Source organism: Stenotrophomonas sp. Bg11-02 (assembly GCF_002836635.1).
GTDB lineage: Bacteria > Pseudomonadota > Gammaproteobacteria > Xanthomonadales > Xanthomonadaceae > Stenotrophomonas > Stenotrophomonas lacuserhaii.
Genome location: NZ_PJAY01000043.1, coordinates 1 through 23,020, shown reverse-complemented (window position 1 = coordinate 23,020; position 23,020 = coordinate 1). Strand labels below are relative to the sequence as shown.

At 66.4% G+C, this 23,020-nt stretch carries 22 protein-coding genes; 7 read left to right on the top strand and 15 right to left on the bottom strand.

Annotated features, from left to right (window positions below; translation table 11 throughout):
• Positions 1–182: 182 nt before the first annotated feature.
• Positions 183–995 (top strand): tRNA threonylcarbamoyladenosine dehydratase, encoded by an 813-nt coding sequence (locus CXG43_RS02495; RefSeq protein ID WP_101098547.1) that lies wholly within the window; start codon positions 183–185, stop codon positions 993–995.
• A 37-nt stretch (positions 996–1,032) separates the two neighbouring features.
• Here the strand turns inward: CXG43_RS02495 and CXG43_RS02490 are convergent, their stop codons facing one another.
• Together CXG43_RS02490 and CXG43_RS02485 are read right to left on the bottom strand one after the other, a co-directional pair.
• Complete coding sequence (locus tag CXG43_RS02490; protein ID WP_101098546.1) at positions 1,033–1,812, bottom strand: TatD family hydrolase; 780 nt, start codon at positions 1,810–1,812, stop codon at positions 1,033–1,035.
• The gene (locus CXG43_RS02485; protein ID WP_101098545.1) at positions 1,809–2,021 is read right to left on the bottom strand and encodes a DUF6116 family protein; all 213 of its coding nucleotides are present in this window, start codon (positions 2,019–2,021) and stop codon (positions 1,809–1,811) included. The genes CXG43_RS02490 and CXG43_RS02485 overlap by 4 nt, the downstream gene beginning before the upstream one ends.
• A 161-nt stretch (positions 2,022–2,182) precedes the next feature.
• Here CXG43_RS02485 and CXG43_RS02480 point away from each other — a divergent pair, with 161 nt between their 5' ends.
• The 5 genes from CXG43_RS02480 to CXG43_RS02460 all read left to right on the top strand — a co-directional run bounded on the left by CXG43_RS02480 (position 2,183) and on the right by CXG43_RS02460 (position 6,367).
• A complete protein-coding gene (locus CXG43_RS02480) occupies positions 2,183–3,013 on the top strand; it encodes a glycine zipper 2TM domain-containing protein (protein ID WP_101098568.1) in 831 nt (276 codons plus the stop codon).
• Between the two features lie 79 nt (positions 3,014–3,092).
• Positions 3,093–3,638 carry a GNAT family N-acetyltransferase gene (locus CXG43_RS02475; RefSeq protein WP_101098544.1) on the top strand — a complete coding sequence of 182 codons (546 nt, stop codon included), beginning with the start codon at positions 3,093–3,095 and terminating at the stop codon, positions 3,636–3,638.
• Positions 3,639–3,751: 113 nt separating this feature from the next.
• The gene (locus tag CXG43_RS02470) at positions 3,752–4,312 is read left to right on the top strand and encodes an NAD(P)H-dependent oxidoreductase (RefSeq protein WP_101098543.1); all 561 of its coding nucleotides are present in this window, start codon (positions 3,752–3,754) and stop codon (positions 4,310–4,312) included.
• Between the two features lie 226 nt (positions 4,313–4,538).
• Complete coding sequence (locus CXG43_RS02465) at positions 4,539–5,963, top strand: replicative DNA helicase (protein WP_042615386.1); 1,425 nt, start codon at positions 4,539–4,541, stop codon at positions 5,961–5,963.
• Between the two features lie 188 nt (positions 5,964–6,151).
• Entirely contained in the window at positions 6,152–6,367 is a 216-nt protein-coding gene (locus CXG43_RS02460; RefSeq protein ID WP_101098542.1) for a hypothetical protein, read from the top strand.
• An 88-nt stretch (positions 6,368–6,455) separates the two neighbouring features.
• Here CXG43_RS02460 and lpdA read toward each other — a convergent pair whose 3' ends face one another.
• From lpdA to purB, 6 genes are all read right to left on the bottom strand, one after another.
• Positions 6,456–7,892 (bottom strand): dihydrolipoyl dehydrogenase, encoded by a 1,437-nt coding sequence (gene lpdA, locus CXG43_RS02455; protein ID WP_101098541.1) that lies wholly within the window; start codon positions 7,890–7,892, stop codon positions 6,456–6,458.
• A 132-nt stretch (positions 7,893–8,024) separates the two neighbouring features.
• Positions 8,025–9,236 (bottom strand): dihydrolipoyllysine-residue succinyltransferase, encoded by a 1,212-nt coding sequence (gene sucB, locus CXG43_RS02450; RefSeq protein ID WP_101098540.1) that lies wholly within the window; start codon positions 9,234–9,236, stop codon positions 8,025–8,027.
• 41 nt (positions 9,237–9,277) lie between these two features.
• Positions 9,278–12,109: a 2-oxoglutarate dehydrogenase E1 component gene (locus CXG43_RS02445; protein WP_101098539.1), complete on the bottom strand. Its 2,832-nt coding sequence runs from the start codon at positions 12,107–12,109 to the stop codon at positions 9,278–9,280.
• A 187-nt stretch (positions 12,110–12,296) separates the two neighbouring features.
• Positions 12,297–13,199, bottom strand: coding sequence for a GNAT family N-acetyltransferase (locus CXG43_RS02440; RefSeq protein ID WP_101098538.1), 903 nt, complete (start codon positions 13,197–13,199; stop codon positions 12,297–12,299).
• A 2-nt stretch (positions 13,200–13,201) separates the two neighbouring features.
• On the bottom strand, positions 13,202–14,629 hold the full coding sequence (locus CXG43_RS02435) for a cupin domain-containing protein (RefSeq protein ID WP_101098537.1): 1,428 nt from the start codon (positions 14,627–14,629) through the stop codon (positions 13,202–13,204).
• A 456-nt stretch (positions 14,630–15,085) separates the two neighbouring features.
• A complete protein-coding gene (gene purB, locus CXG43_RS02430; RefSeq protein ID WP_101098567.1) occupies positions 15,086–16,453 on the bottom strand; it encodes an adenylosuccinate lyase in 1,368 nt (455 codons plus the stop codon).
• Between the two features lie 201 nt (positions 16,454–16,654).
• On the opposite strand from purB, the gene CXG43_RS02425 reads away from it, so the two are divergent.
• Positions 16,655–18,091 carry a class II fumarate hydratase gene (locus CXG43_RS02425; RefSeq protein WP_101098536.1) on the top strand — a complete coding sequence of 479 codons (1,437 nt, stop codon included), beginning with the start codon at positions 16,655–16,657 and terminating at the stop codon, positions 18,089–18,091.
• 92 nt (positions 18,092–18,183) lie between these two features.
• On the opposite strand, the gene CXG43_RS02420 is transcribed toward CXG43_RS02425, so the two are convergent.
• From CXG43_RS02420 to CXG43_RS02390, 7 genes are all read right to left on the bottom strand, one after another.
• Positions 18,184–18,609, bottom strand: a complete 426-nt coding sequence (locus CXG43_RS02420; RefSeq protein WP_042615505.1) for a hypothetical protein — start codon at positions 18,607–18,609, stop codon at positions 18,184–18,186.
• 89 nt (positions 18,610–18,698) lie between these two features.
• On the bottom strand, positions 18,699–19,274 hold the full coding sequence (locus CXG43_RS02415; protein ID WP_101098535.1) for a hypothetical protein: 576 nt from the start codon (positions 19,272–19,274) through the stop codon (positions 18,699–18,701).
• Positions 19,275–19,301: 27 nt separating this feature from the next.
• Positions 19,302–20,183 carry a hypothetical protein gene (locus tag CXG43_RS02410; protein WP_101098534.1) on the bottom strand — a complete coding sequence of 294 codons (882 nt, stop codon included), beginning with the start codon at positions 20,181–20,183 and terminating at the stop codon, positions 19,302–19,304.
• Between the two features lie 20 nt (positions 20,184–20,203).
• On the bottom strand, positions 20,204–21,220 hold the full coding sequence (locus CXG43_RS02405) for an ABC-2 transporter permease (protein WP_101098533.1): 1,017 nt from the start codon (positions 21,218–21,220) through the stop codon (positions 20,204–20,206).
• Positions 21,217–22,092 (bottom strand): ABC transporter ATP-binding protein, encoded by an 876-nt coding sequence (locus CXG43_RS02400; RefSeq protein WP_101098532.1) that lies wholly within the window; start codon positions 22,090–22,092, stop codon positions 21,217–21,219. The genes CXG43_RS02405 and CXG43_RS02400 overlap by 4 nt, the downstream gene beginning before the upstream one ends.
• Positions 22,089–22,451 (bottom strand): GntR family transcriptional regulator, encoded by a 363-nt coding sequence (locus CXG43_RS02395; protein WP_101098531.1) that lies wholly within the window; start codon positions 22,449–22,451, stop codon positions 22,089–22,091. Before CXG43_RS02395 ends, CXG43_RS02400 begins: the two co-directional genes overlap by 4 nt.
• Positions 22,452–22,453: 2 nt before the next feature.
• Positions 22,454–22,711: a hypothetical protein gene (locus CXG43_RS02390; protein ID WP_101098530.1), complete on the bottom strand. Its 258-nt coding sequence runs from the start codon at positions 22,709–22,711 to the stop codon at positions 22,454–22,456.
• Between the last annotated feature and the right edge of the window lie 309 nt (positions 22,712–23,020).

Sequence of the window (23,020 nt, the reverse complement as noted above, 5' to 3'; positions counted from 1 at the left end):
GTGGTTCTCCTGGCCAGAAAGAGTGGTAATGCGTCTGGTGCGCGTGGAGGGATCGTCCTTCTTTGAACGTGAACGGCGCGCCAACCCTTCCCGCTTTTCATGGCTGGCGGATGAACCGCGCCCTGCGGGCGGGCGCCACGGCCCCTGCGCGGGCAAGGCCCAAGAGCCGTTAAAATGGCGCGATGAACGATCAGATCAAAGAACGCTTCGCCGGCGTGGAACGGCTGTATGGACGCGGATCGCTGGAAACCCTGCAAGCGCGCCGGGTCGCCGTGGTCGGCATGGGCGGGGTCGGTTCGTGGGTGGTGGAGGCGCTGGCCCGGTCTGCCGTCGGACACCTGACCTTGATCGATGCCGACGACATCTGCGTGTCCAACACCAACCGCCAGTTGCCGGCCCTGGAGGGCAACTACGGGCGCAACAAGTCAGTGGCGATGGCCGAGCGTTGCCGCGCCATCAATCCGGGCATCGACGTGGAGGCGGTCGAAGCGTTCCTGACCCCGGCCAACATGGTCGAGCTGCTGGATCGCGGTTTCGATCTGGTCATCGACGCCTGTGACAGTTTCCGGGTCAAGGTGGAAACCATCGCCTGGTGCCGCCGGCGCAAGCTGCCGCTGCTCACCGTCGGCGCCGCCGGTGGCCGCACCGATCCCACCCTGGTACGGGTGCGTGATGTATCGCGTACCGAACACGATGCGATGCTGGCACTGATCCGCAAGAAGCTGCGCAGCGAGTTCAACTTCCCCAAGAATGCCAAGCGTTACTTCGGCGTGCCGGCGATCTATTCGCTGGAAAACGTGCGCTATCCGCAGGCCGACGGCAGCGTCTGCGGCATACGCCCGGAGCTGGGCCCGGATGCCGCGCTGAAGCTGGACTGCGGCGCCGGCCTCGGTGCGGCGACCCACATCACCGGCGCGTTCGCTTTCGCTGCGGTGGCCAAGGCACTGGAGATGCTGCTTGCGCCGAAGAAACCGCCGGCTGGAACGGCCACCTGACCGGCCCGTGGGCCCGGCCTGCTGGCGAGGGGGGGGGTCAAGCCGCCGTGGCAGGCAGGCCGAACAGCCGCTGCGCGTTGACGGTGGTCGCCTCGGCAAGCGCCTGCAGGCTGATGCCACGCCGTCCGGCGATGTGCGTGGCGATATTATGCAGCCGCGCCGGTTCGTTGCGCTGGCCACGGATGCCCGCATCCGGCTGGTCGGGGGCATCGGTTTCCAGCAGCAGTTGTTCCAGCGGCATGGCCTGCACCAGGCGATGCAGTCGCTGCGCGCGGTCGTAGGTGACCGGCCCGCCCAGTCCCAGCAGGAAACCCGCCTTGTGCAGCTGTGCGGCCTGTTCGGGGCTGCCTGAGAAACTGTGGACGACCCCGCGCAGTCCGCCCACCCGGCGCACTGCAGCGATCACTGCATCCACCGCACGCCGGGCATGCACGATCACCGGCAGGTCGAACTCCCGTGCCAGCTCCAGCTGCGCCACGAAATAGTGCTGCTGCAGGTCGCGGTCGAGGTCTTGGAGGAAGAAGTCCAGGCCACATTCGCCGATCGCGCAGGGACGCTCGCGTTCGATCCACTCCCGTAATCCGTCCACGTGTCCGCGTGCGTGCTCGGCCAGGAACACCGGGTGCAGCCCGTAAGCGGGATACAGCCCCGGAGCCTGCAGGCATACCTCGCGCAGTTTCGGCCAGCTCGCCGCAGTGACGGCCGGCACCACCTGCGCCAGCACGCCGGCTGCGCGTGCGCGCGCGATCACCTGCGCCCGGTCCGGGTCGAACTCACCTGCATCCAGGTGGCAGTGGCTGTCCACCAGCACGGTCAGCGCAGCTCCAGCGGGGGCTTGGGCGGTTGCCGGGTCTTCCAGCTGGCCAGCAGCAGCGTTCCCATGCCGAGCAGCAGTTCATCGACGAAGAGAATCGGGTCCGGGACCACCAGGGTGATTGCGAACAGGCCGGCGGTGAGTTTGAACAGGGTGGGGAAGCGCAGTCGGCGCGCCCAGTTGAGCAGGGGCAGCAGCATGGGATTGGCCATCGTGGGGTTCCGTGCGGACAAGTGCAGACGCTACCATGGGCCTTGGCCGGCAGTTTCCTGAATGGGAGTCAGGATCTAAAGGTTCTGTCGATATTCCGTTCAGGCAGCGCATGCTGCAATCCACATCGTGAACGTTGCGGGTGGTCCGCAAGGAGCAGGTCATGAAATCAACTACTACTACTGTCCTGGTCGCCGCCGGCGCGCTGCTGGTCGGTGGCATCGCCACCGCCGCCTTCATGAAAAGCGGTGACACTTCTCCTGGTTACGTGACCGCCGCCGACGGCACGCTGCTGCCAGATGGCAGCGTGGCTGATGACGGTGCGCGCACCGACGCGCTGGATGTCAATGCCCGGCGCGGCCTGGAATATGCCGACGTGCTGAAGGTCGCGCCGATCACCCAGAAAGAGAAGGCCTACGCCACGGTCATCGGTACCGAGGCGGTACGCCAGACCTCCAGCACGCAGACTCCGCATGAAGTGTGCGAGGACGTGGTGGTGCAGGAACGCCTGCCCGAGCGCGACGGCAACGTCGGCGGCACGGTCGCCGGCGCGGTCATCGGTGGCCTGCTGGGCAACCAGGTCGGCGGCGGCAATGGTCGCAAGGTCGCCACTGCGGCCGGCGCGGTAGCCGGCGGCATGATCGGCAACAACGTGGACAAGCGCCACGTCGGTGGCCGCGTGGTCAACCGTACCGAGCGCCAGTGCCATACCGAAACCACGACCTCCGAGTCGAGCCAGGTGACCGGCTACAACGTCACCTACCGCAACGAAGACGGCACCACCGGCACCATGCGCATGGACAGCAAGCCGGGCAACCGGATCGCCATGGGCAACACCGACGTGGTCAAGGGTTACGACGTGACCTACCGTTACGACGGTGCCGAGAAGACCATCCGCATGAACGACAAGCCGGCCAGCGATCGCCTGCCGGTGGTCGACGGGCAGCTGGTCACCCAGACCGCCGCGGCCGATGTGGGCACTACCCGCCAGTAACATCGAACGCGCGTGAGTGCGGTACAAGGACAGGTCGGCGCAAGCCGGCCTGTTCTCTTTTGTGCGGCCAGGAACTTGCATGAGCATCTTCGATCTCCGCCTTGAAACCGAGCGCCTGATCCTGCGGCCACCACAGGCGGCCGATTTGCAGCCATACCTCGACTTCAGTGCCGACGAGGCGGTGATGTCCCACCTGGGCGGTGTGCAGCCGCGATCGGTGGCCTGGCGCAGCTTCTGCGCGCTGTCCGGCGCCTGGCACCTGTTTGGCGTGTCGATGTTCAGCGTCATCGAAAAATCCACGGGGCAGTGGGTGGGGCGGCTCGGGCCGTGGCAGCCGCTGGACTGGCCCGGTACGGAGGTGGGCTGGAGCATCCGCCGCCAGAGCTGGGGCCTGGGCTACGCCCCGGAAGCGGCGACGGCGGCGATCGACTGGGCCTTCGCCAGCCTGGGGTGGGAGGAGGTCATCCACACCATCGCCCCGGACAACGTCAATTCGAAAACAGTGGCCACCAAGCTGGGCAGCACGCTGCTGCGGATCGACGAACTGCCGCCGCCGCATGCCGGCAAACCGGTGGAAGTGTGGGGACAGAGCCGTGCCGCGTGGCAGGCGCGGCGGAGCCGGTGATACGCCTGGCAGGCCGCGTGCGCTTGCCAGACTGCGCCACGGCAACGGGCCTTCACCGGCGCCGAAGGCCGCCGGGTCTAGTCTGGCCTGCCCCCGAACGATGAGGTGATCACATGGCCGAGTACACCATTGCCGTGCTGGTTGGCAGCCTGCGCAAGGCGTCGATCAACCGCCGGCTGGCGCGCGCGCTGGAGAAACTCGCCGCGGGCAAGGCACGCTTCGATTTCGTGGAGATCGGTGACCTGCCACTGTACGACCAGGACTTCGACGCCGACTATCCGGCGCAGGGCACACGGCTGAAGCAGCAGATCCGCAGTGCCGATGCGGTGCTGTTCGTCACCCCCGAATACAACCGCTCGGTGCCGGGCGTGTTGAAGAACGCCATCGATATCGGCTCGCGTCCGTACGGCGACAGCGCCTTCGCCGGCAAGCCGGCAGCGGTGATCGGTGCGTCCATCGGAGTGATCGGCACCGCGTTGGCGCAGCAGCATTTGCGCAACATCCTGGCCTACCTGGACATGCAGGTGCTGGGCCAACCGGAGGCCTTCCTGCACTTCAAGGAAGGGCTGATCGACGAAGCGGGCAGCATCAGCAACGCTGGCACGCAGGAGTTCCTGCAGGGCTTCGTCGACCGTTTCCTGACCTTGGTGGCGGTGCACGCCAAGGGCGCCTGAACTGGCTGCTGCCGCGCGGGCGACCGACCCCTGCGATCTGCGATAATGGTCCTGCAGGCGCCGCAATGGCGCCTGTCGCAGGTAGTGCGACGCCTCCGCGCCACGCTGGCCGGGCATTGGCGGATATACCCCGTTTCTCCACGGCTTATCCACAGGCTTGTCCATGGCGGCAGGGTGGCCCGCATGCCTACACTGATCTCGCCACTTCTGTAGGAAATTCCGCCGCATGGCTGCTCGTTCCGGCTTCAAGTCCGACCGCAGGGAGCGTTCCGATCGCTTCGAACGCGATGAATCGCGCATTGATTCCCTGCGCGTGCCGCCGCATTCGGTCGAAGCCGAGCAGGCGGTGCTGGGCGGGCTGATGCTGGCACCGGACGCGTTCGACCGCGTCAACGACCAGTTGAACGACGTCGATTTCTACCGTCGCGACCACCAGATGATCTACCGCGCGATCCGCGAGCTGTCCGAGCGTGATCGTCCGTTCGATGCGGTGACCCTGGGCGAATGGTTCGAATCGCAGGGGAAGATGGAGCTGGTCGGCGATGGTGCGTACCTGATCGAGCTGGCCAGCACCACGCCGTCGGCGGCGAACATCGTGGCCTATGCGGAAATCGTGCGTGACAAGGCGGTGCTGCGCCAGTTGATCCAGGTCGGCACGGACATCGTCAACGACGGCTTCCAGCCCGAAGGACGCGAGAGCAGCGAACTGCTCGCCAGTGCGGAAAAATCGGTGTTCGCCATCGCCGAACAGGGCGCGCGCGGGCGCACCGATTTCGTGGCGATGCCCGGTGCCTTGAAGGATGCCTTCGAAGAGCTGCGCAACCGTTTCGAGAACGGCGGCAACATCACCGGCCTGCCGACCGGCTACAACGATTTCGATGCGATGACCGCCGGCCTGCAGCCGACCGATCTGATCATCCTGGCGGCCCGTCCGGCGATGGGCAAGACCACGCTTGCGCTGAACATCGCCGAGTACGCGGCGATCAAGTCGAAGAAGGGCGTGGCGATCTTCTCGATGGAAATGTCGGCCTCGCAGCTGGCGATGCGCTTGATCTCCTCCAATGGCCGCATCAACGCACAGCGGCTGCGTACCGGCCAGCTGGAAGACGAGGACTGGAGCCGGGTCACCGGCGCGATCCGCATGCTGAAGGAAACCAAGATCTTCATCGACGATACGCCGGGCGTGTCGCCGGAGATCCTGCGTTCCAAGTGCCGCCGCCTGAAGCGCGAGCACGACCTGGGCCTGATCGTGATCGACTACCTGCAGCTGATGAGCGTGCCGGGCAACAGCGAAAACCGCGCCACGGAAATCTCCGAGATCTCGCGTGGCCTGAAGGGCCTGGCCAAGGAACTGAACGTGCCGGTGATCGCGCTTTCCCAGCTCAACCGCTCGCTGGAAACGCGTACCGACAAGCGCCCGGTGATGGCCGATCTTCGCGAATCCGGCGCTATCGAGCAGGACGCGGACATGATCGTCTTCATCTACCGCGACGATTATTACAACAAGGAAAACTCACCGGACAAGGGCCTGGCCGAGATCATCATCGGCAAGCACCGTGGTGGCCCTACCGGCTCGTGCAAGCTGAAGTTCTTCGGCGAGTACACCCGCTTCGACAACCTGTCGCACGACTCGGTGGGTTCATTCGAGTAACACCGGATCGCCCGCCGAGCATGGCTCGGCGCTACCGATGGTGGGTGACGACCGTTGGTCGTCACGCTCTCCCCCCGCAAACCCTGTTCGTCGGCCCATCCCGGGTTTCGTCGCACACCGGTTGCGGTGCTGCAGTCCGGCAGCAAGGATGACCCCAGGGCGGCACGGTGCCGCCAGGGAGACCTGTCATGAAGACCTTGTTCGCGCTGGGCGTGTGGTGCCTGCTGTTCGTTCTGTGCTGGCCATTGGCGATCCTCGCCCTGCTGGCATGGCCGTTCGTGTGGCTGCTGAGCCTGCCGTTCCGCCTGGTCGGGGTAACCTTCTCGGCGTTGTTTGCTTTCCTCGGCGCAGTGTTGATGCTGCCGGCCAGGCTGCTGGGAGGAGGGCGGCCGCAGACCGCATGAAGCAACGGCGCAACAAAAAACCCCGCCTTGGCGGGGTTTTTCGGTTGCAGGCGTGACGGCCAGCAGCCGTCACTACCGCAGGGCGATATCAGTTCGCCTTGTGGATCGCGCGCTTGCTCACGGCCATGGCCGCGTCGTGCACCACTTCGGACAGCGACGGATGCGCGTGGCAGATGCGTGCCAGGTCATCGGCCGAACCGCTGAACTCCATGGTCAGCACGCCTTCGTGCACCAGTTCGGACACGTTGGCGCCCACCAGGTGCATGCCCAGGATGCGATCGGTTTCGGCGTGTGCCAGCACCTTGACGAAGCCGCTCGGCTCGATCATTGCCACCGCACGACCGTTGGCGGCGAACGGGAAGCTGCCGGCCTTGTACGGAATGCCTTCGGCCTTCAGCTGCTGCTCGGTCTTGCCGACCCAGGCCAGCTCCGGCTCGGTGTAGATGACCCACGGAATGGTGTCGAAGTTGACGTGGCCCGGCAGGCCGGCGATCAGCTCGGCAACCGCGATGCCTTCCTCGAAACCCTTGTGCGCCAGCATCGGGCCGCGCACGCAGTCACCGACCGCCCACACGCCGTTGACGCCGGTGTGGCAATGCGCGTCCACTTCGATCTGGCCACGCTCGTTGATCTTGACGCCGGTGCCTTCGGCCAGCAGGCCCTTGGTCGCGGCGCGACGGCCGACGGCCACCAGCAGCTTGTCCACGACCAGCGACTTCTCGCCTTCGCCGTCGGTGTAGGTCAGCGCGACTTCGGCCTTCTTGCCCTTGCCGGTGACTTCGGCCTTGGACACCTTGGCGCCCAGCTTGATGTCCAGGCCCTGCTTCTTGAACTCCTTCAGCGCGACCTTGCCCACTTCGGCATCGGCGGCGGCCAGGAAGTCCGGCAGTGCTTCCAGGATGGTGACTTCGGCGCCGAGGCGCTTCCACACGCTGCCCAGTTCCAGGCCGATGACGCCGGCGCCGATCACGGCCAGGCGCTTGGGAACTTCGGTGAAGTCCAGGCCGCCGACGTTGTCGACGATGGTCTCACCGTCGAACCTGGCGAACGGCAGTTCGATCGAATCCGAACCGGCGGCGATGATCACGTTGGTGCCCTTCAGCTCGATGATCGAACCATCGTGCTGGGTCACCTTGACCACGTTGTCCTTCTGCAGTTCGCCGAAGCCGTAATACGCAGCCACCTTGTTCGCCTTGAACAGCATGGCGATGCCGCCGGTGAACTGCTTGACGATCTTGTCCTTGCGGCCAACCATCGCTTCGACGTCCATCTTGGCGTCCTTGAAGCTGATGCCGTGGTCGCCGAAGATGTGGCCCATGTTCCAGTACTGGCGCGAGGAATCCAGCAGCGCCTTGGACGGGATGCAGCCCACGCGCAGGCAGGTGCCGCCGAGGGCGGGCTTGCCGTCCTTGCCCAGCGCGGCGTCGATGCAGGCCGTCTTCAGGCCCAGCTGCGCGGCACGGATGGCGGCGTGGTAGCCGGCCGGGCCGGCACCGATGACGACGACGTCGAATTGTTCAGCCATTTGAAAGTCCTTGATGCATTCCTCGACCCGTGCGAGCGGGCCGGTGGCGCAGTGCGCCGGGAGGCGGGCAGGGCCGTTGGCCGTGCCCCGGAACGACAGACCCCTCCCGCAGGCGGGAGGGGTCGGCGGGTCTTACAGGCCGAACAGCATGCGGCCCGGGTTTTCCAGCTGGTTCTTGATGTCCACCAGGAACTGCACCGAATCCTTGCCGTCGATGATGCGGTGGTCGTAGGACAGCGCCAGGTACATCATCGGCGCGATCACGACCTGGCCGTTCTCGGCGATCGGACGTTCCTTGATCGCGTGCATGCCCAGGATGGCGCTCTGCGGCGGGTTGATGATCGGGGTGGACAGCAGTGAACCGAAGGTGCCGCCGTTGGTCACGGTGAAGGTGCCGCCCTGCAGGTCGTCCAGGCCCAGCTTGCCGTCACGCGCCTTCTTGGCGTAGTCGGCGATGCCCTTTTCGATGTCGGCGAACGACTGGCGTTCGACGTTGCGCAGCACCGGCGTCACCAGGCCCTTGTCGGTGGACACAGCGATGGAGATGTCCGAGTAGCCGTGATAGATCACGTCGCTGCCGTCGACCGAGGCATTGACCAGCGGGAAGCGCTGCAGCGCGTTGGCAGCGGCCTTGACGAAGAAGCTCATGAAGCCGAGCTTGATCCCGTGGGCCTTCTGGAACTCTTCCTGCAGCTCCTTGCGCGCAGCCGACACCTTGGCGAGGTTGACCTCGTTGAAGGTGGTCAGCATCGCGGTGCTGTTCTTGGACTCCATCAGGCGGTCGGCGATGCGCTTGCGCATGCGGGTCATCGGCACGCGCTCTTCCGGACGCGCACCACCGGCCTTGCCGGCGCCGCCGTTGCGGGCGTAGTTGACGATGTCTTCCTTGGTCACCGCGCCGCGACGGCCGGTCCCGTCCACGTCGGCCGGGTTCACGCCTTCGGTGATCGCCGAGAAGCGGGCGCCCGGGGGCAGCGAATCGGCAGCCGACTTCGATGCGGCCGGGGCAGCCGCAGCGGCCTTCGGTGCCTCGGTGGCCTGCGCCGGTACGGCTTCAGCCTTCTTCTCTTCAGCGGCCGGGGCCGGTGCAGCAGCTTCAGCCACCGCGCCTTCCTCGATGATCGCCAGCACCTGGGCGCTGGTGACCGTGTCGCCTTCCTGGAACTTGATTTCCTTCAGCACGCCGTCGACGGTCGACGGGACTTCCAGAACGACCTTGTCGGTCTCCAGGTCGACCAGATTCTCGTCACGCTTGACGGCGTCGCCGACCTTCTTGTGCCAGGTGGCGATGGTGCCGTCGGAGACGGATTCGGGCAAAACCGGGACTTTGACTTCGGTGGCCATGCGGGAGCTTCCTGGGTTCGTATTTCTGGAATAGGGGAGGGTTATTCGGCGACCGAGTCGTCGAACGGGTTGACCAGGGCATCGGCGACCAGCTTCTGCTGCTCGATGACATGGTCAGCCATGTGGCCGGCGGCCGGCGATGCCGAGCGCGCGCGACCCGCGTAATGGAGGTTCTGGCCATCGGCGACGCAGAACTGCAGGTGGTGGCGGATCTGGTACCACGCGCCCTGGTTCTGCGGCTCTTCCTGGGTCCACACCACGTCGGTGGCCTTGCCGTACTTCTTCAGTTCGGCAGCCAACAGCGCGCGCGGGAACGGATACAGCTGCTCCACGCGGATGATCGCCACGTCTTCCTGGCCACGCTTGGTCTGGTCTTCCAGCAGGTCGTAGTACACCTTGCCCGAGCACAGCACCACGCGCTTGACCTTCTTCGGGTCGGCCTTGGCGTCGCCGATCAGGTGCTGGAACTCGCCATTGGCCAGCTCTTCCAGCGTCGACACGGCCAGCTTGTGGCGCAGCAGCGACTTCGGCGACATCACCACCAGCGGCTTGCGGGTGGTCAGGTGCTGCTGGCGACGCAGCATGTGGAACGCCTGCGCCGGGGTGGACGGGACGACCACCAGCATGTTCTCCAGCGCGCACAGCTGCAGGAAGCGCTCAAGGCGCGCCGAGCTGTGTTCCGGACCCTGGCCTTCGTAACCGTGCGGCAGCAGCAGGGTCAGCCCGGTCAGGCGGCCCCACTTGGCTTCACCGGCGGCGATGAACTGGTCGATGACCACCTGGGCGCCGTTGGCGAAGTCGCCGAACTGGCCTTCCCAGATGCACAGGGTGCCCGGGTCGGTGGTGGAGAAGCCGTACTCGAAGGCCATCACTGCTTCTTCGCTGAGCAGCGAATCGATGATGGTGGCCTTCTCCGGCGAATCCACCAGCTCGCGCAGCGGCAGGTAGTACTGGTCGGTGTTCTGGTCGTGCAGGATCGCGTGGCGATGGGTGAACGTACCGCGGCCGACGTCCTGGCCCACCAGGCGCAGGCGGTGGCCTTCGTCCAGCAGGGTGGCGTAGGCGAGGTTCTCGGCAAAGCCCCAGTCGCCCGGAATTTCGCCGGCCGCCATCTTGCGGCGGTCCTCATACACCTTTGCCACGCGCGAATGCACCTGCACGGTGTCCGGAATGGTGGTGATCTGCCTGGCCAGCGCGGTCAGCTTTTCCATGCCGACGGCGGTGCTGATCGTGTCCGACAGCTTGCCGTCCAGCAGCTTCGGCCAATCCACGAACAGCGGGCTGGTCGGCGGGGTCTTTTCCACGGTGGCCAGCTCGGTGGTGTACTCGCCGCTGTCCAGCTTCACGCGGTAGCCATCCACCAGTGCCTTGCCGGCACCGGATTCGATCACGCCGGCCTGTTCAAGCTGCTCGGCGTACATTTCGCGGGTGGTCTTGTGCTTGCGGATCACCTGGTACATCAGCGGCTGGGTGATCGCCGGTTCGTCGGCCTCGTTGTGGCCCCAGCGGCGGTAGCACATCAGGTCGATGACCACGTCCTTGGCGAACTTCTGCCGGAACTCGAAGGCCAGCTTGGCGGCGAACACCACGGCTTCCGGGTCATCGCCGTTCACATGGAACACCGGCGCGGCGATCATCTTGGCCACGTCGGTGCAGTACAGCGTGGAGCGCGAGTCTTCCGGATTGGACGTGGTGAAGCCGACCTGGTTGTTGACCACGATGTGCACCGTGCCGCCGACGGCGAAACCGCGCGCCTGCGACATCTGGAACAGCTCCATCACCACGCCCTGGCCGGCGAAGGCCGCATCGCCGTGGATCAGGATCGGCATCACCTGCTTGCGCGCGGTATCGCTGCGGCGCTCCTGGCGCGAGCGCACCGAACCGGCAACCACCGGGTCGGCGATTTCAAGGTGCGAGGGATTGAAGGCCAGCGCCAGGTGCACCGGGCCGCCGTCGGTGCTGACGTCGGCCGAGAAGCCCATGTGGTACTTCACATCGCCTGCGGAGGCGTGGTTGTCGTGCTCGAACTTGCCTTCGAACTCGTCGAACAGCTTGCGCGGATTCTTGCCCAGCGTATTGACCAGCACGTTGAGGCGGCCGCGGTGGGCCATGCCGATCACCACGTCCTTGACCCCGTCCTTGCCGGCGTCACGGATGATGGTGTCCATCATCGGGATCAGCGAATCGCCGCCTTCCAGCGAGAAGCGCTTCTGGCCCACGTACTTGGTGTGCAGGTAGCGTTCCAGGCCTTCGGCTGCGGTCAGGCGCTCCAGCGTGCGGCGCTTGGTATCTGCATCCAGCGCGTAGTCGCCACCGGCGAGTTCGAGCTTCCTGTAGATCCACTGGCGCTGCTCGACTTCGGAGATGTGCATGAACTCCGCGCCGATCGATCCGGTGTAGGTCGCCTTCAGGCGCGCCAGCAGGTCGCGCAGCTTCATGCGCGGCTGGCCACCCACGCCGCCGGTGCTGAACTCGGCGTTCAGATCGGCATCGGACAGGCTGTGGAACGGCAGGCCCAGGTCCGGCGGGTTGGTCGGTTCGGCAAGGCCGAGCGGATCCAGGCGGGCACCGAGGTGACCGCGCGAACGGTAGGCGGTGATCAGGCGGCCGACATTGCGCTCGCGCTCGTCGCCGGCCCCTTCGCCGGTGCCACTCTTCAGCGCGCCCTTGGCGGCGTCAGCGATGTGCGCAATGACGCCCGAGTGCGGAATGTCACCCGCTTCACGGCCCTGGAAGCCGTCGAAGTAGGCCTTCCATTTGGGATCGACACTGTCCGGGGAGACGAGGTACTGCTCGTACAGGTCCTCGACATAGGAGGCGTTGCCGCCGGCGAGCTGCGATGACTGCGCAAACTGCTTCAGTAGATTGTCCACGATGGAGAGTGATTATTCGCTTTGTGGGGTAGGGCTCTGGAAGTACCCGGCCGACTGGATGAATAGCCATGCACGGGCGCGTTCAAACACCCAAATTGTACCCCCATCCGCCGGGGAAGGGGCGTTGCAGCGACGCGATCAGGCCCCCCGGTGTCGCTGCCAGACAGGTTGCGCGGCGCCGCCGGGCTCAGATGCCGAGGGCGCGCAGCTCGCTGCAGTCACGCGAACGGTCCCAGACGCGCTGCAATTGCTGCTCCAGCGGCTGCGAACGTGAAGGCAGTGCGATGCCGGCTTCGCCCTCGAGCCGATGCCCCATCAGACGAAAGTAGTAGTCGCCGCCGTCGTTGGCGATGCAGGCCGAGGCCAGCGCCCGGTCAACCGGATCGCTCACCTCGCGGACCTGGACCACGCTGGGCAGGCGCTGCAGCAGGGCCAGCAGCGGCGCACCTGCGGCCTGGACCGCCGCCGCATCATGCACGATGACCCGCAGCTGCTTGTCGTGCGCACGGGTGGCGAAGCGGCGCAGGGCCGCCTGCACGGGAGCGGCGTCCAACAGGCCGGGATCCAGCTGGCGGCTGTGGATCCACAGCCGGCGGCGCGCCCGGTGGATGACCGCGGTGGTCACCGCCACGGCCGGCTGCAGGCCTTCGATGGCCGCGGCGGCCCCGAGCGTGCGGTGCATCTGCAGGTGCGCAATGCCGGCTTCTTCGAAGTGTCCGCCTTCGGGAATGAAGCCTTGACGTGCGTAGAAATCAGCTGCCGGCAACTGGGCATGCAGATGCACGTGCGGCAGCCCGGCCGCCGTGGCGGCACGTACCAGCTGCTCCAGCATGGCCTCGCCGACGCCCCGGCTGCGCCATGCCGCCAGCACCGCCATGCGCCCGATGCGGCCATCGGGCAACAGCCGTCCGGTACCGATCGGCGCCCCGTCTGCATCGCGTGCCAGCACGTGGGTGCAGACCGGATCCAACGCATCGCGCTCGAGCTCGGCCGGCACGCCCTGTTCGACCACGAATACCTGCTGGCGGACGCCGTGGATGGCCGCGTGGTGCGCGGCGTGGTCGGCCCGCTGGACACTGAAGGCGGCCATGTTCAGTGGCGGCGCTGGCCGGCGCCGTCCTCCGGCTCGTCCTCTTCGTCCTCCTCGTCGAAGCTGACCACCACTTCCACGCCATCCTCATGCACGTTCACTTCGCGCACGTCATCGGAAAAATCGTCAACCTCGATGGTGTCCACGGTATCCCGCGCGACCACGATCTCCGCGTCGGCGTCCAGCACCTCTTCCACCTGGTCTTCGAAAGCGGGATCGGTCAGCTGGTAGAAGCCCAGCACCATCAGTTCCTGCAGGGCCTGCCGACCCTTGGCGGTCAGGCCGTTCCATGCGGCGAGGTCAAGCCGCTCGGCGGCGGCGATGCGCTGGGCGTCCTTGACCGACACCGCCAGGTCCAGCCCGCTGCAGTACAGGCTCGCGCCACGCTTGGCACGCCGCCAGGCCAGACGGGCCCAGGGATGGCGTTCCAGCAACAGACCGTTGGCCAGGGCGTGGTCGACCTCGTCCAGCGACGGCGCCGGGCCGCTCGGCATGACTTCGCCAGCGGCGCGGTAGGTGGTGATGAATCGGCCGAACCAGTCGCCCAGCTTGTCCGGGTCGTTCATGCGGATGGCATTGAGCGCGGCCACGACGCGGTTCATCGCCGCCACGTCGATCTCGTTCGGATCCTCCGGCAGCTTCAGGTCGGGGTCCTGGTAGCGGATGCCCTCATCGGCATCCACCACCAGGGTGTCCAGGTAATCACTGATCAGTTCGGCCGATGCCGGTGCGCGCATGCCGAAGGAGAAGGTCAGGCAGGCATCTTCGGCCACGCCGTTGTGCGGCACGTTCGGCGGCAGGTACAGCATGTCACCCGGCGCCAGCACCCAATCATGGCTGGGCTTGAATTTCGTGAGCTGCTTGAGCTCGATGTCCGGGCGGAAATCCAGCGGCGGACGCTTGCCCCTGGTCGATTCGCTGGCATCGATCTGCCAACGGCGATGGCCCTGGCCCTGCAGCAGGAACACGTCGTACTGGTCCACGTGGGCACCGACCGAGCCGCCGGTGGCGGCGAAGCTGATCATCACATCGTCCATCCGCCAGCGCGGCAGGAAATCGAAGTGGGCGATGAGCGCGCGCACGTCCGGGTCCCACTTGTCCACGTCCTGCACCAGCAGGGTCCAGTCTTTTTCCGGCAGGGCGGGGAACACCGACTCCTGGAACGGGCCGGTGCGCACGCGCCAGCCGTCAGTGCTGCGGTCATGTTCGATCAGACGCGCCAGCACGCCGTTTTCGCAGGCCAGGCCGGCGAGGTCTTCGGGCTGCACGGGGCTCTGGAAGCCGGCGAAGGCGTTGCGGATCAGCAGCGGGCGCTTCTGCCAGTAGTCGCGCAGGAAGGTTGCCGGGGCCATGCCCAGCGGCTTGGCGGGGGTGGCATGGACTTCGATGGCGAAGGTCTTGGCGGTGGAAGGGGATTTGCGTGCGGCCATGGGGGAGGTCCTTGCAACGGAGACAGGGCGCGGCCTGTGCAGCCGCTGATGGCCTATTGTCCGCGTTCGGACGGGGTGGTGTCGAACCGGTGGGACCCCCTCGCGGGTGTCTCTGGGATCTAGAGCCGCATCTGGGGTGGGCCGGGCGGGGAGGCTGGTTGGGGGACGGCAAAAACTGCATCCATGCGGGCCTCGTTTCGCGCCATCCATGGCGCTCAACGCCCCCGCCCAGCCCCACCGCCCCCCGCGTATGAAAAAGAGAAAAAGCGGTAGCGCCGACCCATGGTCGGCGAGCGCAGCGGGCCGTTGGCTGGCACATTCCGCCGACCATGGGTCGGCGCTACCGAAGGTTCTGTGGCCCCCATGGACCCGCCAACCAGGCAGCCCTGCAGCTTCTGCTCGTGCTGTTGCTCCGGCTTGAAAAAGCAGGTGCCGGGCGCAGCCCGGCCACCCTCCTTACACCGCGCGGGCGAGCTCGGCTGCCAGGCCGACGTAGCCACCCGGGGTCAGCTCACGCAGGCGCTGCTTGGCATCGGCCGGCAGCTCCAGCGATTCGACGAAGGCGCGCATCGACTCGGCGGTGATGCCCTGGCCGCGGGTCAACGCCTTCAGCTGCTCATACGGATTGGGCAGACCATGGCGGCGCATCACCGTCTGCACGGCTTCGGCCAGCACTTCCCATGCTGCGTCCAGGTCGGCATCCAGCCGCTGCGGGTTCACTTCCAGCTTGCCGATGCCCTTGGCCAGCGAATCCAGCGCCACCTGGGTGTGGCCGAACGCCGTGCCCAGTGCACGCAGCACCGTCGAATCGGTCAGGTCGCGCTGCCAACGGCTGATCGGCAGCTTGGCGCTGAAATGTTCGAACAAAGCGTTGGCGATGCCGAAGTTGCCCTCTGCGTTCTCGAAGTCGATCGGGTTGACCTTGTGCGGCATGGTCGAGGAACCCACTTCGCCTTCCTTCAGGCGCTGCTTGAAGTAACCCAGCGAAATGTAGCCCCAGATATCGCGCGACAGGTCGATCAGGATGGTGTTGGCGCGGCGCGCGGCATCGCCGATCTCGGCGATGTTGTCGTGCGGTTCGATCTGGGTGGTGTACGGGTTGAACACCAGTCCCAGGCCCTCGACGAAGCGCTCGGCGAAGGTCGGCCAGTCCACGTCCGGATAGCTGGAAACGTGCGCGTTGTAGTTGCCCACCGCACCGTTGATCTTGCCGGTCAGCTCCACCGCAGCCAGTTGGCGGCGCTGGCGCTCCAGGCGGGCGACCACGTTGGCCAGCTCCTTGCCCAGGGTGGTCGGCGAGGCGGTCTGGCCGTGGGTGCGCGACAGCATCGGCTGGGCTGCCTGTGCGTGGGCCAGCGAGCGCAGGGACGCGACGATGCCATCCAGGGTAGGCAGCAGCACCTCGCGGCGGGCCTGTTCCAGCATCAGCCCGTAACTGAGGTTGTTGATGTCTTCGCTGGTGCAGGCGAAATGCACGAACTCCAGCGCGGGGGCGAGTTCGGCATCGTCCTTCAGCTGTTCCTTGATGAAGTACTCCACCGCCTTGACGTCATGGTTGGTGGTGCGCTCGATCTCCTTCACCCGCGCGGCCTGGGCCGGGCTGAAGCCCTTGGCCAGCGCGCGCAGGCGCGCCGTGGCGGAGGCAGAGAAGGCCGGCAGCTCGATCACGCCGGGCTCCGCGCCCAGGGCCAGCAACCATTCCACTTCCACCGTGATGCGGGCCTTGATCAGCCCGTACTCGGAGAAAATCGGGCGCAGCGCATCGACCTTGCCGGCATAACGGCCATCGAGCGGGGACAGGGCGAGCAGGGCGGATTCGGACATGTCGGCAGGCAGCTGTGAGACGGCGGGGGCCATATTGTAGGGGCGTGCCTGCTCGACTGTCGAAAACACCGGCAGCGGCGGCGAGGTGGCCGTCGGCGGCCGTTCCGACCCTGTATCCTGAAACCAGATGCCAGCCTGGGGAACCTGCCCGATGCCAGCCGCAGTTTCCCTTTCCCCCTGAAAGCATGCGGAGTTGATCGGATGAGCAAGCGTTCCAGCACGAATTCCACCCCCGGTTTCCGGACCGAACGTGACAGCATGGGCGAGCTGCAGGTGCCTGCCGATGCGCTGTGGGGCGCGCAGACCCAGCGTGCGGTGGACAATTTCCCGGTGTCCGGCCAGCGCATGCCGCGTGGCTTCATCCGCGCGCTCGGCCTGGTCAAGGGCGCGGCGGCCGGGGTCAATGCAGAACTCGGCCACCTGCCCAGGAACATCGCCAAGGCGGTGCAGGGCGCGGCCGCCGAAGTGGCCGCCGGTGAGTGGGACGCGCATTTCCCGATCGACGTCTACCAGACCGGCTCTGGCACTTCTTCGAACATGAACGCCAACGAGGTCATCGCCACGCTGGCCAACCGCGGCGGCAAGGCCGGGCGCACGCCGGTGCATCCCAACGACCACGTCAACCAGGGCCAGAGCTCCAACGACGTGATCCCGACCGCCCTGCGCGTGTCGGCGGCGCTGGCCGCGCAGGAAGACCTGCTGCCGGCGCTGGCGCACCTGCGCAAGGTCATCGACCGCAAAGGGCGCAGCCTGCGCAAGGTGGTGAAGACCGGGCGCACGCACTTGATGGACGCGATGCCGCTGACCTTCGAGCAGGAGTTTTCGGCATGGTCGGCGCAGCTGGCCTCGGCGCAGCAGCGCTTCGATGACAGCCTCAAGCGCCTGCGTCGCCTGCCGCTGGGGGGCACGGCGATCGGCACCGGCATCAACGCCGATCCGCGCTTCGGCGAACGCGTGGCCAAGGCGCTGAAGGCATCGACCGGGGTCAGGTTCGAAAGTGCCGCCAACAAGTTCGAAGGGTTGGCGGCGCAGGATGATGCGGTGGAGATTTCCGGCCAGCTCAACGCGCTGGCGGTGGCACTGATCAAGATCGCCAACGACCTGCGCTGGATGAACGCCGGTCCGCTGGCCGGGCTGGGTGAGATCGAACTGCCGGCGCTGCAGCCGGGCAGTTCGATCATGCCGGGCAAGGTCAACCCGGTGATCCCGGAGGCGACGGTGATGGCCTGCGCACAGGTGATCGGTCACCACACCGCGATTACCGTGGCCGGGCAGACCGGCAATTTCCAGTTGAACGTCACCCTGCCGCTGATCGCGGTGAACCTGCTGGACAGCATCACCCTGCTTGCCAATGTATCGCGGCTGCTGGCAGACAGCGCCATCGACGGGCTGAAGGTGCGCCAGGACAGGGTGCGCGAGGCGCTGGACCGCAACCCGATCCTGGTGACGGCGCTGAACCCGATCATCGGCTATGAGAAGGCCGCGGCGATCGCCAAGCGTGCCTACAAGGAACAGCGCCCGGTGCTGGAGATCGCACTGGAGGACAGCGGCCTGGCCGAGGCCGAACTGCGCCGGCTGCTGGATCCGAAGGCGCTCACCGCCGGTGGCATCCACGCAGGCGGCGGCAGCGGCGGCTGATGCCCCGCCTCGACGGATCTGCGTGACGACCAACGGTCGTCACCCACCAGGGCAAGGGACCGACGGCCAGCGGCCGTCGCTACCCATGATCCTCAGCGACGATCAGCCTGCAGGTTGCCGAAGGTTTCGGTGTAGTCCTTGAACTCCGGGATCACCTGCACCAGGTCGGCCGGGATCGGGTTGCTTCCCGCCGGCGGCACGATCTTCACCGGCTTCCTGTCCGGGTCGGCCGGGGCGTCGACCAGGGTGTTCTGGCGCAGCACCTGCAGGTGGCCGAACATCTGCTGCAGCATCTGCTGCTGGTCGGCCCGCAGCGGTATTTCGATCTCATCGACCTTCATATGACCGTTGGCCAGGATGATGATGTTCGGCGCAGGCGCGCGGCGCACGGTGACCATGCTGTCGCTGACGGTGATCTTCGGCTTGCTGCGTTCGACGCGGTGGTTGCGGTACTCCTGGTCGCAGCCGGCAAGCACGAGGCAGGACAGGGCGGCCAGCAGCAGGAACAGCTTCTTCATGGCGGTCCACGGGAAAGGGGGAACGCGTTAGTGTAATCCCCGCAGCGCGGGCCGGCCGCCGCCAGATCGCAGGCGACGGCCGGGTGCGCTCATTCGTCGCAGCCGTCCACGTCGGTCTGGTCCATCGTCGCGTACGGGGCGAAGGCAGGCAGCGAGGCCGCCAGTGCCTGCTGGGTCGCCAGCATGGCCGGCAGCTTGTCACACAGCCCCTTGGCCTGGACCTTCAGCTTGTCCGCCTCGGCATTGACACGCTGTTCGATGCCCTCGGTCTGCCCGGAAAACACGCCTTTGAGCGCCTCGCCAGCGGCCTTGACGCCCAGGTTCGCGCCGGCCACGCCGATGTCCATGCCGGCCATTGCGATACCTTCCACCTGGTGGCGGTACTCCAGCAGCTGGGCGCGTTGGGCGGGTGTGGTCACGACGTCCTTGCCCTCGATCAGCAGGGCGCCGGCGGGGGTGATTTCGGCGGTTGGCAGGCCATCGACCGACAGTTTGAAGTTGCCGGTGCTCATCTCCTTGCGGGCTTTGTCGGTGGCTTGCTGTACCGAACGGCCGATGCTGCTGCCGGTATCGCTGATGGACTTGGCCGCGTCGGTGCCATGGTCGGTACAGGCCGCCAATGGCAGGGCCAGCAACAGGGTGGGCAGCAGGGTTCGCATCTTCATGGTCGATTCTTCCGTGTGTCGGTCGGGTTACTTGCCGCGCGGCAGGGTGACGGTGCCGCGCACGCCGCTGTGGCGGACATCGCCACTGCCGCTGCGCTGGACGGTCAGGTTGCCGCCCACGCCGTCGGCCTTGATCCCGCCCGAGCCGTGGCTGCCGACCAGCAGGTTGCCGCCGACATCACGCAGCTCGACATCGCCCGATCCGAGCACGCCGATTTCCACATTACCGCGCACCTGGCGGGCGTCGGCGTCTCCGGAACCGATGGTGCGGATGGCAACGTTGCCACCGACATCGCGCAGCTCCAGGTCGCCTGAGCCGATGCTGCCAACGGTTACGTCGCGGCGGATGTTGGATACCTTCGCATCGCCGGAGCCCACCGACAGCAGGTTCAGGCTGTCGGCGCCGTCGACCAGCAGGTCACCGGAGCCGACTGCGGCATGCACGCTGCCCTGGGTGCGCAGCACATCCGCGTCGCCGGAGCCCACGTCCACGCTGAGCGAGCGCGCGCCTTCCACATGTGCATCACCGGAACCGACCTTCAGCTGCACCATGACATCGGACGGCACGCTGCCACGGATGTCCAGCCACGCGTAGTTGTCGCCGATCACGATGCCCTGCTTGCCCTCGCGGCGCAGGCTGACCACCAGCTTGTCGCCGCTGCGCTGCTGGGTCAGGGTCAGGTCGCGCAGCCAGTCGGCACTGGACGCGCAGGCCCGGCCGGACAACTGCGCCGGACCGCTGCCGGCGACCACGTGCAGGTCGTGCTGGTTGACCTCCAGTACGACGGTTTTTGCGCCGGCCAGATCGAGCTTCAGGTCTCGGCTCTCGGTGAACTTGCAGGGCGCGTCGTTGGCCAGGGCGGACAGCGGCAGCAGCATCAGGGTGGCGCAGGCAAGCAGGGTACGCATGGCGGCAGGCTCCTTGTGGCTCAGATTTCGCCGGCGCGGCGGCGCAGGCGGATGGCGAGGAAGATGAAGACGATGCCGACCGCGGCGCCGATCCAGAGGTCCGGCATGGCCAGTGCACCGAGCTGGTTGGACGGCGACAGCAGCTGGACGATGGACCCGGATTCCCTGGCCACACCGGAGCGGTAGGCCAGTTCGACGCCGGGCACGGTGCCCAGCAACAGGCGGCCGACGATGTGCTGCCAGAACCATCCGCTGGTCATGTCCAGCAGGCCCATCACCTTGGTGGTGCTGACCACGATGCCGGCAAACAGCGGCAGCATCACCGCCCACAGGAACGGCTTGCTCTTGGCCCACGACGAGCACAGCAGCAGCCAGCCGACGGTCGGCAGCGACCACAGGGCGAACACCGGGATCCAGCTCAGGTGGCCAGCGGCCAGCAGCAGCGGGCTGGACGGCCCCCAGATCAGCGACATCGGGTCGCCGCCGTGGGTCAGGGCGACGATGGAAATGACGCCCAGGAAGCACAGCATGGTCAGTATCGAAGCGGCCACCGCGATCAGCGGAGCGATCACGATCGCGCTGAGCACCTTGGACAGCACGGTCTGGGTGTCCGACAGCGGCAACGACTTCCAGAACAGGATGCTGCGGTCACGGCGGTCGTCATACAGCGCGCCCAGGCAGTAGAAGAACACAACGAAGGCCATCACCACGAACGGCCACGCCGAGCTCAGCGCCAGCGTTGCATCCAGGCCGTTGCCGAGGTCCACCAGGTCCTTGGGATCCAGTTGGCGGGTCAGCAGGTCCAGGTCCAGGCCGTTGACCTGGATATCGCTGTCGTTGATGTGCAGGTCGCCCTGCGAGGCGGCGCGGCGCAGCACGAACAGGCCGATGATGATGCCGATGGTGCTCATCACCAGCGAGGCGACGCCGGCGATGATCGGGGCATACAGGAAACCGCCGCGGTTTTCCCAGTATTCGCGCTTGAGCAGCCAGCGCAGCGTGCCGGCCTTGCTGATCGGATGGTTCACGGCGTTCATGCGTAGGTTCCCTTCATGATGGCGACGAACAGGTCGGCCAGGCCGGGGTTGCGGGTTTCGCCGAGCGTTGCCAGCTGGCTGCGCGGCAAGTTGTCGAACAGCAGCACGGATTTGCCGAAGGGCAGGCTGCGTTCGTCGATCGGCTTGAGCGCGCGGGCGGTATCGAGCTGGTCGGCGTTGACCAGCACTTCGGTGTAGCGCTCGCCGACCTCGTCCATTTCGGCACTGAGCACGACCTTGCCGTCACGGATGAACATGACGTCGGTCAGGATGTGCTCGATCTCCTCCACCTGGTGGGTGGTGACGATGATCGTCTTCTGCTCGTCGAAGTAGTCTTCCAGCAGGCGCTGGTAGAACTCCTTGCGGTACAGGATGTCCAGCCCCAGGGTGGGCTCGTCCAGCACCAGCACGCGGGCGTCGATGGCCATCACCAGGGCGAGGTGCAGCTGCACGATCATGCCCTTGGACAGCTCGCGCACGCGCTGCCTGGGCTGCAGTTTGGTGGTGGACAGGAAGCGCTCGCAGCGGGCGCGGTCGAAGCGCGGATGCACCCCGGCAACGAAATCGATAGCTTCGCGGACCTTCAGCCAGCGCGGCAGCACGGCCACGTCGGCGATGAAGCAGATGTCGTTCATCAGCTCATCGCGGTGGCTGCGCGGGTCCTTGCCGAGCACGCTCAGCTCGCCTTCCACCGAGGTCAGGCCCAGCAGCGCCTTGAGCGCGGTGGTCTTGCCGGCCCCGTTCGGGCCTATCAGCCCGACGATGCGGCCGGCCGGAATGCTGAAGCTGGTGTTGTCCAGCGCGAGGGTGCGCTTGTAGGCCTTGCGCAGGCCCCGCGCGGTGATCACATCCTGGTGTGCTGCGCCGTTCATGAGAGTCTCCCTTGGGTCAACAGTTCGTTCACGTCCAGGCCCAGGCGCTGGATGCGCTCGAGCACGGCCGGCCATTCTTCGTTGAGGAAGCGATCGCGCTCGCTGCTGCGCAGCTGTGTTGCCGCTTCTTCGGTCATGAACATGCCCAGGCCGCGGCGCTTTTCGACCAGGCCTTCATCGGCCAGCTCCTGGTAGGCACGGGACACGGTAATGGGGTTGAGCTGGTAATCGGCCGCCACCTGGCGGACCGAGGGCAGGGCATCGCCCGGCTTGATGATTCCATCAAGCATCATGGCAATCACGCGCTCCTTCAGCTGACGGTAGATGGGGGCGCCATCGCTCCACTGGATATCGCTCATGGTCAGCTCCGGGGATTCAGCGACTGTGCGAAAGAAAAATACGGCATGGACAACGAGCTGTTCAGCCGCCGCGGGGTGGAGGGTGCCGGCGGTGCATTCCCAGCGTCCGGCACGCCTGCGTCCTGCAGGCTGTCGAGGGCGGAGGCGGCTTCGCTTTGGTCGGCGCCGCCGTGCGCCGCACCGAACCACAAAGACAGGAGCAGCAGGCCCGCCGCGCTGGCGGCCGTACGGGTCATGCGACGTTGGACTGACGTATTCATCGGCTCCCCCTGTCTCAGGTGACTGGTGTTGTAGTCAACTATAACACCACAGATTCAGAGTGCAAGCGGTCTGCGTCACCAACTGATGGCAGGGGTGGCCCGGGCTGCGCCCGGCGGTTGTGTTTTCAAGCCGAAGCCACTTCAACCTCAAGAGCCGCAGGGCTGCTTGCTGGCGGGGCGGGTCCATGGGGGCCTTGGAACCTGCGGGCATCGGTAGCGCCGACCCATGGTCGGCGGAATGTTCCCGCCAAGGGCCCGCTGCGCTCGCCGACCATGGGTCGGCGCTACCGCTTTTCTCTTTTTTCCTTG

What these genes read in the sequence shown, in the direction of transcription:
- CXG43_RS02420 (WP_042615505.1), bottom strand. Translation starts at nt 18,609, where the DNA reads ATGAAGAAGCTGTTCCTGCTGCTGGCCGCCCTGTCCTGCCTCGTGCTT.
- CXG43_RS02485 (WP_101098545.1), bottom strand. Translation starts at nt 2,021, where the DNA reads ATGGCCAATCCCATGCTGCTGCCCCTGCTCAACTGGGCGCGCCGACTG.
- CXG43_RS02480 (WP_101098568.1), top strand. Translation starts at nt 2,183, where the DNA reads ATGAAATCAACTACTACTACTGTCCTGGTCGCCGCCGGCGCGCTGCTG.
- CXG43_RS02405 (WP_101098533.1), bottom strand. Translation starts at nt 21,220, where the DNA reads ATGAACGCCGTGAACCATCCGATCAGCAAGGCCGGCACGCTGCGCTGG.
- CXG43_RS02435 (WP_101098537.1), bottom strand. Translation starts at nt 14,629, where the DNA reads ATGGCCGCACGCAAATCCCCTTCCACCGCCAAGACCTTCGCCATCGAA.
- CXG43_RS02465 (WP_042615386.1), top strand. Translation starts at nt 4,539, where the DNA reads ATGGCTGCTCGTTCCGGCTTCAAGTCCGACCGCAGGGAGCGTTCCGAT.
- CXG43_RS02415 (WP_101098535.1), bottom strand. Translation starts at nt 19,274, where the DNA reads ATGAAGATGCGAACCCTGCTGCCCACCCTGTTGCTGGCCCTGCCATTG.
- sucB (WP_101098540.1), bottom strand. Translation starts at nt 9,236, where the DNA reads ATGGCCACCGAAGTCAAAGTCCCGGTTTTGCCCGAATCCGTCTCCGAC.
- purB (WP_101098567.1), bottom strand. Translation starts at nt 16,453, where the DNA reads ATGTCCGAATCCGCCCTGCTCGCCCTGTCCCCGCTCGATGGCCGTTAT.
- lpdA (WP_101098541.1), bottom strand. Translation starts at nt 7,892, where the DNA reads ATGGCTGAACAATTCGACGTCGTCGTCATCGGTGCCGGCCCGGCCGGC.
- CXG43_RS02460 (WP_101098542.1), top strand. Translation starts at nt 6,152, where the DNA reads ATGAAGACCTTGTTCGCGCTGGGCGTGTGGTGCCTGCTGTTCGTTCTG.
- CXG43_RS02390 (WP_101098530.1), bottom strand. Translation starts at nt 22,711, where the DNA reads ATGAATACGTCAGTCCAACGTCGCATGACCCGTACGGCCGCCAGCGCG.
- CXG43_RS02400 (WP_101098532.1), bottom strand. Translation starts at nt 22,092, where the DNA reads ATGAACGGCGCAGCACACCAGGATGTGATCACCGCGCGGGGCCTGCGC.
- CXG43_RS02470 (WP_101098543.1), top strand. Translation starts at nt 3,752, where the DNA reads ATGGCCGAGTACACCATTGCCGTGCTGGTTGGCAGCCTGCGCAAGGCG.
- CXG43_RS02425 (WP_101098536.1), top strand. Translation starts at nt 16,655, where the DNA reads ATGAGCAAGCGTTCCAGCACGAATTCCACCCCCGGTTTCCGGACCGAA.
- CXG43_RS02410 (WP_101098534.1), bottom strand. Translation starts at nt 20,183, where the DNA reads ATGCGTACCCTGCTTGCCTGCGCCACCCTGATGCTGCTGCCGCTGTCC.
- CXG43_RS02440 (WP_101098538.1), bottom strand. Translation starts at nt 13,199, where the DNA reads ATGGCCGCCTTCAGTGTCCAGCGGGCCGACCACGCCGCGCACCACGCG.
- CXG43_RS02495 (WP_101098547.1), top strand. Translation starts at nt 183, where the DNA reads ATGAACGATCAGATCAAAGAACGCTTCGCCGGCGTGGAACGGCTGTAT.
- CXG43_RS02395 (WP_101098531.1), bottom strand. Translation starts at nt 22,451, where the DNA reads ATGAGCGATATCCAGTGGAGCGATGGCGCCCCCATCTACCGTCAGCTG.
- CXG43_RS02475 (WP_101098544.1), top strand. Translation starts at nt 3,093, where the DNA reads ATGAGCATCTTCGATCTCCGCCTTGAAACCGAGCGCCTGATCCTGCGG.